General features: G+C 38.7%; 21 protein-coding genes. 6 read left to right on the plus strand and 15 right to left on the minus strand.

Going from position 1 to position 17,919, the window contains the following annotated elements; all coding sequences use genetic code 11:
• Nucleotides 1-151 precede the first annotated feature (151 nt).
• Complete coding sequence (locus SK086_RS00005; protein WP_324690429.1) at nucleotides 152-1,384, minus strand: ABC transporter permease; 1,233 nt, start codon at nucleotides 1,382-1,384, stop codon at nucleotides 152-154.
• 4 nt (nucleotides 1,385-1,388) lie between these two features.
• On the opposite strand from SK086_RS00005, the gene SK086_RS00010 reads away from it, so the two are divergent.
• Nucleotides 1,389-2,654 (plus strand): exo-beta-N-acetylmuramidase NamZ family protein, encoded by a 1,266-nt coding sequence (locus tag SK086_RS00010; protein ID WP_324688725.1) that lies wholly within the window; start codon nucleotides 1,389-1,391, stop codon nucleotides 2,652-2,654.
• On the opposite strand, the gene SK086_RS00015 is transcribed toward SK086_RS00010, so the two are convergent.
• Genes SK086_RS00015 through SK086_RS00025 form a run of 3 tightly spaced genes read right to left on the minus strand, consistent with a single transcriptional unit; the run spans nucleotide 2,639 to nucleotide 3,804 of the window.
• The gene (locus tag SK086_RS00015; protein ID WP_324688727.1) at nucleotides 2,639-2,875 is read right to left on the minus strand and encodes a hypothetical protein; all 237 of its coding nucleotides are present in this window, start codon (nucleotides 2,873-2,875) and stop codon (nucleotides 2,639-2,641) included. The genes SK086_RS00010 and SK086_RS00015 overlap by 16 nt on opposite strands.
• Before the next feature lie 42 nt (nucleotides 2,876-2,917).
• Nucleotides 2,918-3,307 (minus strand): PH domain-containing protein, encoded by a 390-nt coding sequence (locus tag SK086_RS00020; protein ID WP_324688729.1) that lies wholly within the window; start codon nucleotides 3,305-3,307, stop codon nucleotides 2,918-2,920.
• Entirely contained in the window at nucleotides 3,304-3,804 is a 501-nt protein-coding gene (locus tag SK086_RS00025) for a YkgJ family cysteine cluster protein (RefSeq protein ID WP_407652308.1), read from the minus strand. The genes SK086_RS00020 and SK086_RS00025 overlap by 4 nt, the downstream gene beginning before the upstream one ends.
• Before the next feature lie 143 nt (nucleotides 3,805-3,947).
• Here SK086_RS00025 and SK086_RS00030 point away from each other — a divergent pair, with 143 nt between their 5' ends.
• The gene (locus SK086_RS00030; RefSeq protein WP_324688731.1) at nucleotides 3,948-4,646 is read left to right on the plus strand and encodes a class I SAM-dependent methyltransferase; all 699 of its coding nucleotides are present in this window, start codon (nucleotides 3,948-3,950) and stop codon (nucleotides 4,644-4,646) included.
• An 84-nt stretch (nucleotides 4,647-4,730) separates the two neighbouring features.
• On the opposite strand, the gene SK086_RS00035 is transcribed toward SK086_RS00030, so the two are convergent.
• The 10 genes from SK086_RS00035 to SK086_RS00080 all read right to left on the minus strand — a co-directional run bounded on the left by SK086_RS00035 (nucleotide 4,731) and on the right by SK086_RS00080 (nucleotide 13,239).
• Entirely contained in the window at nucleotides 4,731-5,891 is a 1,161-nt protein-coding gene (locus SK086_RS00035; RefSeq protein ID WP_324688733.1) for an aminotransferase class V-fold PLP-dependent enzyme, read from the minus strand.
• Nucleotides 5,892-5,954: 63 nt separating this feature from the next.
• Complete coding sequence (locus SK086_RS00040) at nucleotides 5,955-6,356, minus strand: energy transducer TonB (RefSeq protein WP_324688735.1); 402 nt, start codon at nucleotides 6,354-6,356, stop codon at nucleotides 5,955-5,957.
• A gap of 10 nt (nucleotides 6,357-6,366) precedes the next feature.
• Complete coding sequence (locus tag SK086_RS00045; protein WP_324688737.1) at nucleotides 6,367-6,753, minus strand: energy transducer TonB; 387 nt, start codon at nucleotides 6,751-6,753, stop codon at nucleotides 6,367-6,369.
• 2 nt (nucleotides 6,754-6,755) lie between these two features.
• Nucleotides 6,756-7,388 carry a 7-carboxy-7-deazaguanine synthase QueE gene (locus tag SK086_RS00050; RefSeq protein ID WP_290875993.1) on the minus strand — a complete coding sequence of 211 codons (633 nt, stop codon included), beginning with the start codon at nucleotides 7,386-7,388 and terminating at the stop codon, nucleotides 6,756-6,758.
• 121 nt (nucleotides 7,389-7,509) lie between these two features.
• A complete protein-coding gene (locus SK086_RS00055) occupies nucleotides 7,510-9,171 on the minus strand; it encodes a tetratricopeptide repeat protein (protein WP_324688742.1) in 1,662 nt (553 codons plus the stop codon).
• A 10-nt stretch (nucleotides 9,172-9,181) separates the two neighbouring features.
• Nucleotides 9,182-10,102, minus strand: coding sequence for a PstS family phosphate ABC transporter substrate-binding protein (locus SK086_RS00060; RefSeq protein WP_324688744.1), 921 nt, complete (start codon nucleotides 10,100-10,102; stop codon nucleotides 9,182-9,184).
• A gap of 235 nt (nucleotides 10,103-10,337) precedes the next feature.
• On the minus strand, nucleotides 10,338-11,129 hold the full coding sequence (locus SK086_RS00065; protein ID WP_324688746.1) for an energy transducer TonB: 792 nt from the start codon (nucleotides 11,127-11,129) through the stop codon (nucleotides 10,338-10,340).
• A 31-nt stretch (nucleotides 11,130-11,160) separates the two neighbouring features.
• Complete coding sequence (locus SK086_RS00070) at nucleotides 11,161-11,727, minus strand: ExbD/TolR family protein (protein WP_324688749.1); 567 nt, start codon at nucleotides 11,725-11,727, stop codon at nucleotides 11,161-11,163.
• Between the two features lie 18 nt (nucleotides 11,728-11,745).
• On the minus strand, nucleotides 11,746-12,375 hold the full coding sequence (locus tag SK086_RS00075) for an ExbD/TolR family protein (RefSeq protein WP_290875988.1): 630 nt from the start codon (nucleotides 12,373-12,375) through the stop codon (nucleotides 11,746-11,748).
• 42 nt (nucleotides 12,376-12,417) lie between these two features.
• Nucleotides 12,418-13,239 (minus strand): MotA/TolQ/ExbB proton channel family protein, encoded by an 822-nt coding sequence (locus tag SK086_RS00080; protein WP_324688752.1) that lies wholly within the window; start codon nucleotides 13,237-13,239, stop codon nucleotides 12,418-12,420.
• Between the two features lie 381 nt (nucleotides 13,240-13,620).
• On the opposite strand from SK086_RS00080, the gene SK086_RS00085 reads away from it, so the two are divergent.
• The 4 genes from SK086_RS00085 to SK086_RS00100 are packed head-to-tail and all read left to right on the plus strand — an operon-like array spanning nucleotide 13,621 to nucleotide 16,349.
• Nucleotides 13,621-15,144, plus strand: coding sequence for a helicase HerA-like domain-containing protein (locus SK086_RS00085; RefSeq protein WP_324688754.1), 1,524 nt, complete (start codon nucleotides 13,621-13,623; stop codon nucleotides 15,142-15,144).
• A complete protein-coding gene (locus tag SK086_RS00090; RefSeq protein WP_290874954.1) occupies nucleotides 15,144-15,512 on the plus strand; it encodes a DMT family protein in 369 nt (122 codons plus the stop codon). Before SK086_RS00085 ends, SK086_RS00090 begins: the two co-directional genes overlap by 1 nt.
• Nucleotides 15,513-15,519: 7 nt before the next feature.
• Complete coding sequence (locus SK086_RS00095) at nucleotides 15,520-15,969, plus strand: YybH family protein (protein ID WP_324688757.1); 450 nt, start codon at nucleotides 15,520-15,522, stop codon at nucleotides 15,967-15,969.
• Between the two features lie 14 nt (nucleotides 15,970-15,983).
• Nucleotides 15,984-16,349 (plus strand): cupin domain-containing protein, encoded by a 366-nt coding sequence (locus SK086_RS00100; protein ID WP_324688759.1) that lies wholly within the window; start codon nucleotides 15,984-15,986, stop codon nucleotides 16,347-16,349.
• A gap of 142 nt (nucleotides 16,350-16,491) precedes the next feature.
• On the opposite strand, the gene SK086_RS00105 is transcribed toward SK086_RS00100, so the two are convergent.
• Entirely contained in the window at nucleotides 16,492-17,832 is a 1,341-nt protein-coding gene (locus SK086_RS00105; protein ID WP_290874947.1) for an FAD-dependent oxidoreductase, read from the minus strand.
• Nucleotides 17,833-17,919: the final 87 nt, after the last annotated feature.

Consider the following 17,919-nt stretch of genomic DNA (forward strand, 5'->3'; position numbering starts at 1 on the left):
TATGATTCTTGGAGCTAATCTTTTTACAAATCTTTACAAACACAAAACAAAAGTTAACTGTTTAGCCCCGATTGAAGAGGCTACCGCGTAGCCCGAAAAGCGGGAATGCAGACCGCAAATAAAGCCCGAGCCTTTCGCTACAAAAGAAAAATTATTCGAAACGGATGGATTTTGACGGTGTGATTTTGGTAATGATATAAGAAGGAATGAGCAAAACTACCAAACAAACCACAATGGTACCGATATTGAGGAGCACAAGATAGAATAGGTTGATGTCGACCGGCGCTTCGTTAACGTAGTAACTCTCCGGATTGAGTTTGATGATGCCGAAGTATTTTTGGAGCAACAGCAAAGTCAACCCGATGCCATTTCCCCATAACAAACCTCTACCGATTAAGTAAGCTGCATTGTAGAGGAATATTTTTCGGACGGACCAGTTGTTGGCGCCGAGTGATTTTAGAATACCAATCATTTGGGTTCTTTCTAAAATGAGCACCAAAAGCGCGACTACCATATTAATAGTAGAAACGGCTATCATGACAATTAAGATGACCAATATATTAACGTCGAAGAGTTTTAGCCATTCGAAGATGTAATAGTATTTTTCGACTATGGTTTGGGAATCGAGTGTGGACGAGGTTTCTTGATAAACTTCTTGGCCTTTTTGTTCGATTTGGGTAAAGTCGTTGACAAAGACTTCGAAGGCACCGACTTGATCAGGCTTCCATTTGTTGATTCTTTGTACGTGGCGAATGTCTCCTATTACATAAGTAGCGTCGAATTCTTGAAAGCCGGAATTGTATACGCCTACAATTTTAAAATTGCGCAGGTTATAGCCTTCTCCATTTTCTTTCATGAAATAGGTTACGAATTTATCGTTGTTTTTTAAGCCTAAGCGATTGGCCAGGTATTGCGAGATCAAAACCTCTTCGTTGAGAGTGTTTTTGAAATTGGGCAATCTTCCGGCAACCAAATATTCTTTTAGGTTAGCTGTATCGTAGTCGGCGCCGACACCTTTAAAGATGATACCTTCAAATGCAGTTTCAGTTCGGATGATTCCGGCTTTGCTGGCAACGGCTTGAATATGTGCAATACCATCGACTGAGGTGAACTTAGGATAAAAGTTTTGTTTTTTAGAAACGGGCGTAGTACTGACGTCCGAATTGTTATCGTTATACCCGGAAATAATAATATGTCCGTTAAAGGCCGAAACTTTTTGGCGTATCTTTTGTTGCAAGCCAATGCCGGTAGCTATGGAAACCATCATCATGATCATTCCTAGCGCTATGGCAGTAATGGCAATTTTTATTATTGGCGCGGATATACTACTTTTATGGTCTTTAGTAGTAATGAGCCTTTTCGCTATAAAATAGTCTAATTTCAACGGTATGATTTCAAATTTGGTGTTCAAAAATACAGTTTTATTCTCGGTTTTGCTAATGGTTTCGTGTGGAGCTTCGCAGGAGAAAAAAGCGATAAGGGATAAGGTAGAAGATATTCTTCCTAAAAATGTAAAATTCGAAATTCAAACAGGAGCACAAAACACAAATACTTATTTACCTTTATTAAAAGATAAAAAAGTTGGCATTGTGACCAATCAAACAGGAGTATTAAGTAACGCTAAAGTCAACCATACTTCAGACCCAAAAAACACAACCATTTCAAGAGAAACTGTTCATCTAGTCGATTACCTTTTGGAACAAAAAATCAACGTCCAAAAAATCTACGCACCCGAACACGGTTTTCGCGGCACAGCCGATGCAGGCGAATTGATTAAAGACGGCAAAGACACCCAAACCGGCTTACCGATTATTTCACTTTACGGCAACAACAAAAAACCAAAACCGGAGCAATTGGTCGGAATAGATATGATGGTTTTTGATTTGCAAGATGTAGGTGCAAGATTCTACACTTACATTTCTTCTTTACATTATATTATGGAAGCTTGTGCGGAAAACAATATTCCGTTACTCGTTTTGGACAGACCAAACCCGAACGGAGGCATTGTTGACGGGCCGCTATTGGAAAAAGAATACACCAGTTTTGTGGGCATGCATCCCATTCCGTTGCTACACGGGATGACGATAGGCGAATATGCGCAAATGATAAACGGTGAAAAATGGTTGAAAAATGGCATACAATGTCAACTGACTGTAATTCCGTGTTTAAATTACAACCGAGAAATGCCGTATTCTTTGCCGGTGAAACCATCGCCGAATTTACCCAACGACCAAGCCATCAATTTATACGCGAGTTTGTGTTTGTTTGAAGGTACGAATGTGAGTGTAGGTCGAGGAACAGAGAAGCAATTTCAAATTTACGGCTCGCCGTTTTTACCGAAAAGCGACTTTAGTTTCACACCGGTACCGAATTTCGGGGCCAAAGAACCGATGCATAAAGACCAACTTTGTTATGGCGAAGATTTAACAAAAATTGAAAAAGTAACCCGATTAGAGTTAAAATGGCTGATTAAAGCGTATCAAACTACAGCAGATCAATCAAAATTTTTTAATGATTTTTTCACAAAATTGGCCGGCACCAAAAAACTACAGCAACAAATCATGGCCGGGACTTCGGAAGCAGACATCAGAGCCTCTTGGCAAAAAGACCTCGAAGCCTTTAAAGCGATGCGAAAACCTTATTTGCTGTATTGATTTTCCTTTTGCATCAGCGATTTGAAAAAAGAGAACATCAAGTAAAGTATGCAAAACAATCCGGACAGCAATCCGAACAAGAATATTGAGAGCATAAACACCTCGTACATTTGGTATACCAAAGTATTTTGAGGTACATCCGAGTCTAACCAATAGCCCACAAACGACAGAAAAAGGGAAAAGATATAAATCAGTATGAGGTAACGAGCTACTTTTTTCATAACGCTTCTTTTTATCGAAACGAAAAAAATGTCGAATTATTATCAGCCCACCACGATATTAGGATTGATGCTTAGCAAGTGCGCTATAAAAGCCGATTGGTCTTTGGGGGAAATCAGGATTTCATCATATTTATTATAAACAATGGCAATTCGATCCAGCGATAAAGCAGGCGAACTTAACGGATTGTTGGTACGGTATACTTTTTTAATCGAATGGATGTCAATTTTGGTGGTCCAAACTTTGAGTTGTTCGCCTACTATTTTATATTGAATAGACCAAAACATCAAAAAAATTAAAACCACCAAGCCAAAAAATACCAGCGACATCAGGTAGTCTTTACTGATAATACCTTCTATTATAGGATAACCGAAAAGAGCTCCGATAAGGATAATCAACCACCAATCGATTTTAGATTTGTACACTTTCATCATAACGGTAATTTTTTCTTCATTTCTTCTACTATGTTGTAGGCAGCCGGACAAATGGCTACATTCTTCAACGTCAAATCTGAAATTTGCTGGAATTTCTTTCGGTCGGTGTGCGGGAATTCGCGACAAGCTTTCGGGCGAACGTCATAAATCATACAGTAATTTTGGGCATCTAAAAACGTACAAGGCACGCGTTGCAAAACATAATCGTTGTCTTCGTCTATGCGCAAGTATTGGTCAATAAACTGCTGTGGTTTCTGTTTGAAATGTTTGGCTATTCGCTCGATATCAGCCAAAGTAAACAATGGCCCGGTAGTTTTGCAGCAGTTGGCACAAGTCAAACAATCCGTTCGTTTAAACTCGGCTTCATGCAAATCCTGCATCACGTAGTCTAAATTTTTCGGTGTTTTCTTTTTCAGCTTATCAAAATACTTTTTGTTTTCGATATGCTTATCTTTGGCTAACTTTTGGATTTCGTTTAAGGAAGGCTTCAAACTCATAGTACAAAATTAAACAACTTTGAATAAACCCTCTGTAAAAACATTCAAAATCTCAGCCACTTAGTTACTCAGCCGATTAGCAAAATCAAAACAAACACGAGCGAGGCGACTGCATTTGACCTTTAAAATAAGATTAACAACAAATGAAAGATTTATTCGGCCAAGCCATACTTGATTACCAAACCCAAAATGCTCCGGAAGATTTGATTACGGAAACCAGCATTTCCGAAGCCGATGAGATGAGCATAGCCTATTTGTTTCGCACGTATCAGGAAATGCCTAAAATAGAAAAAAAGGCATTGCAACTGGCCAAAGGCAAAATCCTCGATGTAGGTTGCGGTGCCGGCAGCCACAGTTTGTACTTACAACAAAAAGGGTTTGAAGTAACGGCTATCGATATTTCGCCAAAAGCCATTCAAACTTGTCAGTTGCGGGGTGTAAAAGACGCGCGCATGCAACATTTGTTGGAGTTGGAAAACGAACAATTCGACACCATACTTTTGCTCATGAACGGCACGGGAATCTTCGGAACCTTAGCTGAAACCTCTAAATACTTGCAAAAACTCAAATCGCTTTTAACGCCTAACGGCCAGATTCTAATTGATAGTTCCGATATTATTTATATGTTCGACCAAGACGAAGACGGCGCTTACATGGTTCCGGCCACGGGTTATTACGGCGAATTAACTTTCAACGTGAGTTACAAAGGGCAAACTGAAGACACTTTCCCTTGGTTGTATCTCGATTATAACACCCTGCAAAATGCCGCGCACGCCAATGGTTTGCAATGCGAATTGCTGCTCGAAGGCAATCATTTTGATTATTTGGCGAGACTGCTTTAGGAGCTTAATCCGGCTTTGCGTTCCAATCTTTTTGTTTTTAAAGTAAAAACAAAAAGGATTTCCACTCCAATCCGGGCTAGGAATTTAGCGTTCAATCAAATCCGTAGTTTTCAAGATATCTTCCAAAGCGCGATACAACACCTCTAAATCTTCTTGAGTATTGTAGGCATTAATCGAATATCTTAAATACACTTTGTCGTTCAACGGCATCACCGGAATTTGAATTTTGTATTGATTATAGAGCAAATCTTTCAACTCGGCAGGCTTACTTGTTTTTACCGGAATGCTGGCCATTTGCCCTAAAAATTCGGAAGTAATCGGTGCAATGGGTTGTGTTTGGAGTAAATCGCAAAAGCGTTGGTAATTATCGAAAACAATTTGTTTACACGCTTCCGATTTCGCTTTCCAGTCATTTTCTTTTAAGAAGTTGATAACCGTAGGCGTACACAAAAAAGCGGAATGGTCGTTGGTACCTTGGTATTCGTGGTAATCTAAAAACCGACTTTCACTCGGCGCCAAACTTTCGTAACCCCAACTTACCACCAGCGGATCAATATCGTCTTGGAATTCCTTTTTCACATACAAAAACGAACTGCCTTTGGGCGCCAACATCCATTTGTGCAAAGTGCCGGTGTAAAAATCCGGATTCAAATCGGCTAGATCCAAATCAATATGACCGGGAACGTGCGCGCCATCTACTATAGTAATCAATCCTAACTCTTGTGCTTTATCGCAAATTTCCTTAACCGGAAAAATCAAAGCCGTTGAACTCGAAATGTGATTTAAAAAAATGACTTTGGTTTTACTGGTGTAGCCTTTCCAAAATTCGGCTATTATTTGTTCTTTGGAAACCACAGGCAAAGTTATCGGTTGGCGCACATATTTAGCTCCTGATTTTTTACAGTAAAAATGCCACGTTCTGTCCATGGCACCGTACTCATGATTGGTTGCTAAAATTTCATCTCCGGGTTGCAATTGCAAACTGCGCATGACAGTATTGATCGCAACAGTCGGATTGGGAACAAAGAAAAAATCTTTTGGATTACACCCAATAAATTCGCCCAACGGTGCTTTGGCTTGCTTTAAGTATACCGGTAATTTCTTCTGAATAAAATGAACCGGGTCCAATTCGAGTTCGCGTTGGAATCGTTGGAACTCGTCAAAAATGGGTTGCGGACAAGCACCAAAGGATCCATGATTTAAAAAGGTAATATTAGAATCTAATAAAAATTGGGAAGTATTCATGTTTTGAATTGATGATTTAAGGTGTAAAAATAAAAAATCCCAAAACAAGTTTGGGATAGTATTTTAATTTGCGGCAAGAGCAATCGGTAATCCGAATTGACAACGAACCGGAACATTTTTTTGAGTGGCCGGTTTCCATTTCGGGCAATTAAGCAACACCCTTTTAGCCTCTTCCGCCGTACCGAAACCACAATCTTTTAAAATTTTCACTTCGGTTACTGAACCGTCTTTTTCAATTACAAATGACACAATTACTCTACCGCCAGGGAACTTTTTATCCTTTGGCGCTTTGAAGTTTTGACCTATGTACTTGTAAAATTCGGAAATTCCACCGGGGAATTCTGGTTTCACCTCTAATGAAGCTAGACTGTAGGTTGACTCAATTATTTCTGTCGTTTGGTTGGTTTCTTGTGCCTTTACAAAAAGTGTGACACAACAAAACAGAACAGTGTAAATAATTTTCATAGAATGTATTTTATTTTCTCCTGAAGTTCATCGGATATTTGATTTCGATACTAATGGGTTTGCCGCCTCTTTTGGCTGGTTCCCATTTCGGACACAACTTAAGAACGCGTATCATTTCTTTAGCCGATTCGACGTCCAGCATTTGCACAATTTTAATACCGGTTACATTGCCTTCCACATCTATGGTAAAAGCCGCGATCATAGTTCCTTCTTTGGTGACTTTACGATAATCAAAAACATTGTTTACAAATTCATCAAACTTGTCTAAACCACCGCCTCGGAATTTGGCTTCAATACGATCTCCGGACAAATACACTTCATCTTCACCATCAATTTGGGCAGTTCCTAAAAAAGGCAAGAAGAGTAAACCGATAAAAAGCAAAATTTTTTTTGTCATTATTAAGGTATATTCAAATATTTATGCGTTTGCAATGATACACGCCATTTAGGGTTGTTCATTACATAATCTACAATCAACGGCGTCATTTCTTCTTTCTTGCTCCATTCGGGTTGCAGGAAAAGAATGGCGTTTGGATTGACTTTAGCGGCTTGTTCTTCGGCAAAAATAAAATCGTGTTTGTTGTAAATGATTACTTTGAGTTCGTTAGCTATTGCGTAAGCTTCGGCCACCGGGAGTTTATTCTTTTTAGGCGACAAACAAAACCAATCCCAAGTTCCGGAAACCGGATAAGCCCCGGAGGTTTCAATGTGGACTTTTCGTTTTTTTTCTTTTAACTTTTGGGTAAGCAATGTCATGTCCCACGTAAGCGGTTCTCCACCGGTTACTACTACTGTATCGGCATATTGAGAAGCATTTTCGACTATAGCATCCGTGTTTGTTGGCGGATGCAATTCGGCATTCCAACTTTCTTTCACATCGCACCAATGACAACCTACATCGCAACCTCCGATTCGGATAAAATAAGCTGCGGTTCCGGTGTGAAACCCTTCTCCTTGTATGGTGTAAAATTCTTCCATCAACGGAAGCATTGCTCCTTTGTCGACGGCTAATTGTATTTCTTTTGTTAACATAATTCAATTCTTGCCTGCAAAGATACTTATTTTAAAGACAGTTGATTTGAAAAAGCAAATTGACCCAATAAAAAAACCGCCTTGAAAAAAAGGCGGTTTTAGGGTAATGACTCAAAAAGTCTTATTTCAATAACTTCAACGATTCTGTTGCGTAACTGTTAGTTGGGTCTAAAGCCAATGTTTTGTTGAACAATTCTTTGGCTTTGGCTTTATCCGTATTGGCATAAAAAGCAGCCATATTGTTGTAAGCTTCGATAAACTTGGCTTTACTTTTAGTCACTTCTGCTTCGCCTTTTGCGGTTACAATATCAATATACAATTGATAGTTGGCTGCCATAACATCATCTTTTTCTAATAAATTATTGGTTCTGGCTCTGAAGATGTACGCATCTGCCGTGTTAGGTGAAGCTGTAATTACATTTCCGAAAGCAACATCTGCTTTTTGCAAAGCTATCGGATCCGGTTTAGCCAAGTCTTTACGAGTATTATCGTAATAAATGGCATTACCTAAATAGAAATTATCAATCAAATAATTTTTAGAAGTTGGCACAGAAACCGCTACTTCAAATACGGCTGCGGCAGCACCAAAAGCTTTTTGATCGTATAATTTTTTTCCTAATTCGTTCAAATCGGCCGCTACTAAAGGCTCCATGGTTACTGCTTTTTTAATATCTTCAATAGCTGAAGCTAACAATGTAGGATCAATAGTCTTACCGTCGGCACTTGCTCCTTTTTTGATTTTAGCTTGACCTAAGTAAATGTAATCTCTTGGGATAACTTTGTTAGCAGTATTGGCGGTATAATCTTGTAAAGCTTTCAAAGCCGCTTCAAAATTTCCGTTTTCGTAAGCAGAATATCCTAAATATCTTAAAATTCTTGGGTTTACACCATCGAGTTCTTTCATCTTGTTGGCTTCCAACTCTAAGGCTTTGTAATCTTTAGCCAAGATTAAGAAGTCGGCATGACGCATACGAGACGTGATAGAGTAATCTGTTAAAGTCATGTACTTTTCGTAAAAACCTAAAGCCTTCTGGATGTTTTCAGTATAAGTTGACGGCACGTTATTGCCCCATAAATAGTAAGTCTCAGCCAACTCGCGGTAAACCGGTCCGTAATTAGCGTCAATAGCAATTACTTCGTTGTAAGCTTTAACCGCTTCGGTATAGGCTTTAGCACCTTTCAACAAAACACCCAACTGCATTTTGGCTCTCAACAATGTATTGTCGGCTTGGTAAGCATTACGGTAAGCCACGTAGGCATCGTTTTGATTTTTATCACCATAATAAGCATCACCTAAGGCTAACTGCACTTGAGCATCATTCGGATTGGCCAATTTGGCTTTGTTTAAGATTTCGATAGCGCTTTTAAAATCAGGTTTATCTGCATTCATATAGGCGCGAGCGATGTAAACATACTCTTCTACATCTTTCTTTTTCAAATCTTTAGTCACTAAATCAAATTTAGCTTTGGCTGCCGTTACATTATTCGCATCCAAGTCGATTTGTGCCAAACCGATATTGTTGAACTTAGCGCCTTCTGCAGCGGCTAAACCTCTTTGAAAAAAGATAGTAGCAGAATCAGCAATGTTTTGTTTTAAATAAACATTACCTAATAGAAAAGCAGCCTTACCGTTAGCCGGTTTAGCTTGTATAACAGATTTTAATAACGATTTAGCTTTTTCAAATTGTTCAGCATCAATAGCCTTCTTCGCTGTTTCCAAATCCTGTGCCTTAGCAACGGTTGTTGCTACTAAGGCTAAGCTGAATATTTTAAACTTGTTCATCTTGCAATTTTTAATTTTTATCTTTAGTTATTTTGTCTCTAATCATAATTTTTCGGGAAGGAACACGCTCAGGAACCAAACCTGATTTTAAAATAATGCGTTGACCTCTTTCGCCACCTAAGAAGGAAGCAAAGCCCATTCCTAATCCGGAATATCCTTGACAATTCACGAAGTACAAATGGCGTGCCAAAGGATATTTACCTTGGGCAAGATTGTCTTGTGTTGGAAACGCGAAAGTAGCAGCTTTAGTACCTTTCACCCCAAGAACATTGACTTTATCAACTGATTCTTGTAAATCCAACGGCGGTTGAAAAATCCAATTAATCCCAACAACACCAATCATTCCATCGTGCTCGGCCACATACTTAATGACTTCCTGATTGGTTTTAAGAGAAAATACATTTTTTTGATTGTTTACCGGAATACCGACTAAATCCGACAGGTAACGAACCGTACTGGAGTTAGCATTATCAAATACCAATCCTTTGATTGAGTTGATAGATTTGCCATTGATGAAATCGATAACATCCTGTAGCTCAATAAGGGTATCTTTAGAAGTTTTACTTCTGATTAAAGCAACAGCATCGGTTGCAAATGGTGTAATTTTAGGATTGATTTTTTTAGCCTGAAAAGCGTTAAGCTCTTCTTTGGTTAAATTTCTGGTCAATACCGCAATGGCTGCTGTGTCGTTAAACATAGCATTTAAAACTTCATTCTCAGATTTGGGCACCAACTGCAACTTGGCATTGTATTGGGTTTCAAAAACGGCTTGCTCATCTTCGATTATGGGCAAAATCGATTCGTCTACATAAATTGTAGCCTTACCTTCAATAATAGTATCCACTGACTCTTCTGATTTCTTTTGACAAGAAAAAACAAAAAGCAGGGTTAAAAGAAAAAAACCAACTACGGTTTTAGCTACTTTATTCATCATCATTATTGTTTAAACGTTTGACCTGAGTTGTAAAACGTATAAATCCGAAAATTATTATCAAACAACCTACTATAAGCTGTAAATTATTAGGCAAATTTAACTTTAACTTGTCCCAAAATAAAAGGAGTGATCCTAAAAAACAAAAGGCTAAAAAGTTCAATAAGCTAATAACGAGAAGAAATCGCTCTTTAAGCGATTTCTTCTTGAAATTTTGTATGAAATTTGAAATCATTTATTCGGCTGACTGGATTGAAATCGGCAACGAGTACAATACCCTTACCTTTTTACCATTCTGTTCACCCGGATTCCATTTAGGACAAGATTTTAAAACTCTGATGGCTTCTTTTCCGGTTCCGTATCCAATATCTCTTAATACTTTGATATCTGTTAACGAACCATCTTTCTCAACTACGAAAGTTACAAAAATCTTTCCTTTCAATCCTTCTTCTTCAGGAACTTGGAAGTTTTTACCGATAAACTTGTAAAACTTCTCTAAACCTCCAGGGAAATCTGGCTTAACCTCGATACCGGCTGTGTTATAGATGTTGTTATCTTCTTCTACCACTTGGCTCGGTCCTGTTCCAGCGTCTTCTAAAGTTAGTGGCGCATCCGGATCTCCTTTGATGGTTTCATCACCAAGTTTTTTATCCTTGATTTCTTCCATTTTAGGCGGTTCTTCCACAATCTCTTCTGTTTTCGCAACTACCGGTTTCACAAATTTTACTTGATCTACTTTTGGCGGTGGCGGTGGCGGTGGTGGTAAGTCTTTAGGTTGCTCTTCTTTAGGCGGCAACTTAATCGTTACAATTTTTTTATCTAAGTTGGCGTCTTCATCTGAGCTGTCCGGAATCAAATCCGCAATTAACGGAGAAGCCACGGCAACACCAAAAATGAAAGCCCCTATCAGTAGTGAACGCAAAGTAGTTTTTGGGTTTTCTTTACGCAACTCATAAGCACCATAGGCTTTGTTACGTCCCTCAAAAACGATGTCTATCCACTGTCTTTTTAATAAGTCTAATTTCATTGTTTTACTTTTTAAAGATTAGTACAAGACATTACTTGTTCATTGCATCTACTAGTTTTTGCTCTTCAGGAGTGATATCGTTTACAATAGCATACGTTGGAACGTCACAAATTGCCATCTCATCTAAAATATCAACTAAATTTCTGTACGTGGCTTTTTTAGTAGGTTTGATAATAACAATCATCCCTTTCTTTTTATCGCCAGTTACTTGTGGAATCGAAGCTACTCTTTTTAAAATTTCTTTTCTGATTCCGTTTTTACCATACACTGCATCGGTTGGTGCTCCACCCGGTTCAGGACTTTCTAACAAACCGTGAAACCATTTGATTTTGTTGTCTTTCCCCATGATGATAGTCACGGTTCTTCTTTGATCAACTTTAATATCCGTTTGCGGTTCATCTTTATCTTCTTTATCCGGCAAACCTAAATCCATAGATTGTGGTTTGGATAGTGACGTGGTTAACATAAAGAAAGTAATCAATAAGAACGCTAAGTCCACCATTGCGGTAAGGTCTACCTTGGCATTGGATTTTTTACTTCTTACCTTTTTACTGCCTTTTTTGCCGCCGCCACTGTCGCCGGTATTTAATTCAGCCATTTTATACTGTTATTAAAATTAATAATCTTTTCCTCTTAAACCAGTAACTAAATTAAAGCTATTGATTTTTTGGTCCTGTAGTATATCCATCACTCTTTTGATTTGAGGATATAACTCTTTAGCATCGCCTTTGATAGCAAATTGAAGTTCTTTATCAGCACCTTCATCTATATTTGCTTTTCTTGCGCCTTGTATCCAATCTTGTAATTGATTGTTGATAGAATCACATGGAATCCCTGATTGTACTCCTTTTTTCACTCTATCCGAAGCTTTCATAGCCAGTAATGCTTTTAAACCTTCTATAGGAACTCCAAACTCATCCACTAATGCGAATTGCGCTTTTTCTTCCTCTGTGAAAGTTACATTATATTTCTGAGCCATATAATCCAAAGCACCCGAACGGATAGCTCTGTCTTTCATTCCATAAAATACTTGTTCTTTACCCTCACTTTTCCCTACAGTAATCATTACTAATCCGGTTTCCGGCAATTTAGTTTGAACTGTTGAAGATGGTGTGTCCACCGGTAACGGCTCGGGCATTTTTGCCGTTGCAGTTAAGATAAAGAAGGTAAGTAAAAGGAAAGCTACGTCACACATCGCCGTCATGTCGATGGCTCCTGCCGCCTTATGAGATTTTACTTTAGCCATTTATTTGTTTTATTAAGTACAATAAGTTTTTCAACTATTGTATTATGATTTTAAACTTCCTCTGAATTTTCTGTATGTGTTCACAATAGTAGAACCTGCCTCATCGATAGAGTAAGTTAACGTATCAATTTTAGAAGTAAAGAAGTTGTAAGTGATGATCGCTAAAGCTGAAGTAGAGATACCTGTAGCAGTGTTGATCAAGGCCTCAGAAATACCGTTTGCTAACGCTGCTTGGTCAGGAGTACCTGCAGAAGCTAACGCACCAAACGCTTTAATCATACCGGTTACAGTTCCTAACAATCCTGCTAAAGTTCCTAAAGCTACTAATGTTGACAAGATAGTCATGTTTTTCTCTAACATCGGCATTTCTAATGAGGTAGCTTCTTCGATTTCTTTGTGGATAGTTTCAGCAGCTTCTTCGCTTGTAAATCCTTCTTTTTTAACTTCTTGGTATTTTACCAATGCCGCTTTAATTGAGTTAGCTACAGAACCTTGTTGTTTGTCACAAGCTGTGATAGCGTCATCAATGTTACCAGCTTTTACACTAGCTTGTACATTTCTCATGAAAGTATCTAAGTTTCCTTTTCCACCTGCTTTAGTGATTACAAAGAAACGCTCAATTGAGAACACGATTACCATCAAAAACAATCCCATCAAAACAGGTACAATCGGACCTCCTTTGTATACCATTGCCAAATAGTTACCAGGTAGTGGGTGACCTGTATTTACACCACCTTCAAAGTTAGAACCTGCACCCATGATGAAGTTCCAAATAATCCAACCAACAAAAATACATGCTACAATGATGATTCCAGACATCATCCCTAAACCGTTTGAACCAGATTCTTTTTTAACGTTTGCCATTTTTTTAAATTTTAAAAGTTTTAAATAAATTATAAGTTTTAGTTGTTAATAAACTTGATTAGGGACAAATTTAATTTTTTACTTGAAATAAAAAAACTTTTTTTGGTTTTAATAACATATCCCAAATCATCGGTTTTAAAGGGTATGAATGTGTTTTAAAACAATCCTTAAATAATCAATAAAAATAAGCCTAATTTTCAAGGTTTTAATCAGCTTTATATAAGTACAACGCAAAAAATCCTGAAATTGTATTTTTTAACGAAAACATTTTCGGGAATTTAAAATTATTGCTTTCCTTTATGCAAAAGAGTTAACAACATTTTTCAGGTTTCAAAAAAAAACCTTATTTTGTTTTACCTTTATAAAACTACAAATGCAACCATGACTGCAACAGCTGAATTTTCAAAATACACCAACGAGGGCTATCAATTCAAAGGCGAAAGCATTACGCTGGGTGGCGCTATGTTTAACGGAGAAGCACTACCGGATACTTTTGTCAAAGTACCATTGAAGACATTAAACCGTCACGGACTCATAGCCGGAGCCACCGGAACGGGTAAAACCAAAACCATCCAAGTCCTATCAGAACAATTGTCTTCTTTCGGGATACCTGTCTTGATGATGGACATTAAAGGGGATTTTTCGGGCATTGCTAAAGCCGGCGAAGAAAAGCCTTTTATCACTGAACGTCACGCTAAAATCAACCTTCCTTACCAACCTGATAGTTTCCCGGTTGAACTGTTGTCGCTTTCCCAACAAAACGGCGTTAGACTAAGGGCTACTGTCTCTGAATTCGGCCCCGTATTATTTTCCAGAATACTCGATTTGAACGACACCCAAGCCGGTGTTGTGGCTGTTATTTTTAAATATTGCGATGACAAAAAAATGCCTTTGCTGGATTTGAAAGACATCAAAAAAGTCATCAACTACATCACCGAAGAAGGCAAAGAAGAAATTCAAGAACACTACGGCAAAATTTCCACGTCAACCACCGGCATAATTCTGAGAAAAATAATCGAATTAGAACAACAAGGCGGCGATATTTTCTTTGGTGAAAAGTCGTTTGAAATAGACGATTTAATGCGCATTGATGAAAACGGCAAAGGCTACGTAAACATTCTCCGATTGACTGACATTCAGGATAAACCAAAGTTGTTTTCGACCTTCATGCTGAGTTTGTTAGCCGAAATTTACCAACAAATGCCGGAAAAAGGCGATGCCGACCAACCGGAATTGGTGATTTTTATAGATGAAGCACACCTGATTTTTAACGAAGCCAGCGATGCCCTACTCGACCAAATCGAAACCATTATCAAACTGATTCGCTCCAAAGGTATCGGTGTGTATTTCATCACCCAAAACCCTATGGATGTTCCGGCCAGTGTTTTGGCGCAATTGGGACTGAAAATCCAACATGCCTTGAGAGCCTTTACGGCTAAAGACCGCCAAGCCATCAAGCAAACTGCCGAAAACTACCCGGTTTCCGATTATTACAAAACAGACGAAGTTTTGACGTCTCTCGGAATCGGTGAAGCTTTTGTAACGGCTCTAAACGAAAAAGGAATTCCAACTCCGTTAGCGGCGACTATGATGCGCGCCCCTATGAGTCGCATGGATGTTTTAACCGATGTGGAAATAGCAGAAATCAACGCCAAATCGAAATTAGTTAAAAAATACGCTGAAGCCATCGACCGCGAAAGCGCCTACGAAATGTTGACGCAAAAAATTGAAGCCGCCAACCAACAGGCCGAAGCTGAGGCTGAAGCTGAGACAAAACAAGAAGAAAGAAAAAGCAACGAGCCGAGTACTACGGAAGTCATAGGAAAATCGGTTACTAAAGTGGTAACGAGTGCCACCTTTATTCGTGGCGTATTCGGAATTTTAAACAAATTATTCCGCAAATAATGAAGTCGTTTTTAACTATAGGACTATTAGTATTGTCGAATGTTTTTATGACCTTGGCTTGGTACGGACATCTCAAATTTAAAGAGTTGAAATGGTTTGAAAACGCCGGATTGATTACCATCATTTTAATCAGTTGGGGATTGGCTTTGTTTGAATATTGCTTTCAGGTTCCGGCCAACAAAATAGGTTTTCAAGGCAACGGCGGACCGTTTTCACTGATGCAATTAAAAGTCATACAAGAAGTGATTACCCTTGTCATTTTTGTGATTTTTTCACTGTTGTTTTTCAAAAACGAAACCTTCAGATGGAATCATGCCGTTGGGTTTGTATTTCTGATATTGGCCGTGTATTTTATCTTTAAAAAATAATTAAACTATGAAAAAAATAGCCTTAACGCTCTTAACGGTTGCCTTTTTTAGTTGTAACAAAAAAGAAGTTATAACCCAAGTTGATTTAGAACCTTTCAAGAAAGAAGTTTTAAAAGCGGAAGAAGATTTCAAAACCATGGCGCAAACCAAAGGTATCCCGGAAGCGTTTTATACATTTGCCGACAGTAATGCGGTCATCAAACGCGAAAACGACACACTCATTATCGGCAAAGAAAACATCAAATTGTACTACAGCGATCAAAAATACCAATCGGCTAAAGTAACTTGGACACCTAATCATGTAGACGTTTCCAACGACGGCACTATGGGGTATACTTATGGCAACTACGTCTGGTCTATCAAAGATTTTCAAGGCAAAGAACGCGAATTCAAAGGTGTTTTTCATACCGTCTGGAAAAAGCAAAGTGACGGCAGCTGGAAATATACTTGGGATTAATTTCAACAAAGATTATGAGTAAATATTTTATCCAAAAAAATCCTTTTGTGGTACCAACCACCGACGGAAAACTAATAGAAGAGCACCACGGAAAAGCCGCAACTGCTAACAATGACATTTCCATCGCTCACATGGTTGCACCTCCACATTGGAGCGAACCTTTTCAAACACCGGAGTTTGACGAATATACCTATATAATCTCCGGAAAAAAGCAGTTTATTATTGAAGAAGAAACCGTAATTTTAGAAGCCGGTCAATCGATAAAAATTGAGAAAAACACCCGAGTACAATATTCCAATCCGTTTGACGATCCTTGCGAATATATTGCGATTTGCCAACCGGCATTCGATTTTACCAAAGTGCATCGGGAAGCAGAATAAGCCCTAGCCCGGATGGCAGCGGCATCCTTTTTACGTCAGTTCGAGTTTTTGTTTTGTTTCTCGAGGCATTCGAGAAGCGAAACAAAAGTATCGAGAACAAGTAAAAAGATAGAGCGCACAGCCGGAAATAGCTACTAAAAACTTACTTCAATAAATCAATGATTTTGTTTTCGACTTCCTCGCTATTCCAAATAGCTTCAATATTCGGCATTTGCATCACTTGTTCCATGATTTGATTTTGAAAATCGCCTATCGCCAGAGCTTCGGAATAGGGTTGCAAACTAAAGGTAACGCGACTGTAAAGCGGCATCCATTTGTCGGGATGCTTGTCGGAGAACCATTTTTCTATTTTCTTTTGCAATAAAAACTTTTCATCGGCGGTTTTGGTGCTCATCTCGATGAAATTGCGAAGCGACAATTCGGCTATAGCATCGGCATTAGGTTTGCGCGATTTTTGATATTCGGCGAAAATGGTTTCCCAATCGTCTCCATATTTTGTCATCATTTCACTCAGAACCGTAATGTCCTCAAAACCGGCGTTCATGCCATGTCCGTAAAAAGGAACAATGGCGTGAGAAGCATCGCCAATCAAGGCTACTTTATCTTCAAACGTCCAAGGATAACACTTCATAATCGCCAAATAACTGGTGGGATTTTTAAAGAAATCTCGAACCAAATCGGGAATCACTGCTGCGGTATCCGGGAAATAATTGGCGAAGAAAGCCACCAAAGCAGCTTCATCTTTTAATTGCTCAAAAGAGTTTTCGCCTTCAAATGGCATAAACAACGTACAGGTAAAACTGCCGTCTAAATTGGCCAAAGCCATTAACATAAAATTCCCGCGAGGCCAAATGTGTAAAGAGTTTTGGTCTATTTTATGTGTCCCATCGGGATTGGCCGGGATGTGCAACTCCTTGTACCCAATTTTCATGAACTCTTGCGAGTAATCAAACATACTTTGGCGTTGCATGCGATGGCGAATTCTGGAAAAAGCACCATCGGCGCCAAATACTTTATCGTATTGCAGTTCTGTCCACTCGCCTCTTTCGGTTTCCCCAATGTGAAGCGTAGCTGTAGCTAAAGTTACGTCCCAAATCTTGTGCTCGAAGAAAAACACCACACCTTCCGCTTCTGCCAAATCTATCATTCTTCGGTTTAAAACACCACGCGATAATGAAAAAATAGCTTCGCCGTCTTTGCCGTAATATTGGTAATTGAGTTTGCCGTCTTTGAGGTGAATCGCTCTTTTATCCACCGGAATCCCGATTTTCCGAATCTCATCATCTAAACCCACATCCGCCATGGCTTTCCAACCGCGATTGGACATCACCAAATTAATAGAACGTCCTGAAAACTCGACCGTTCTGATATCCGGACTTCTATCAAAAACATGTACGGTATGTCCTTGTCTTTTAAGATAAATTGCCAATAAAGTACCAACTAAACCGGAACCTACTACAGCAATTTTTTGTGGAGTTTGCATGAAATCTTGAAAAAAAGTTAGGCAAAATTACTGAAATATTACGGAAGTAAAACCCAGAAACCTTATTTATTTGGTCAAAATCATAAA

The sequence above is a fragment of the Flavobacterium cheonhonense genome, from assembly GCF_035671315.1.
Lineage (GTDB): Bacteria > Bacteroidota > Bacteroidia > Flavobacteriales > Flavobacteriaceae > Flavobacterium > Flavobacterium cheonhonense.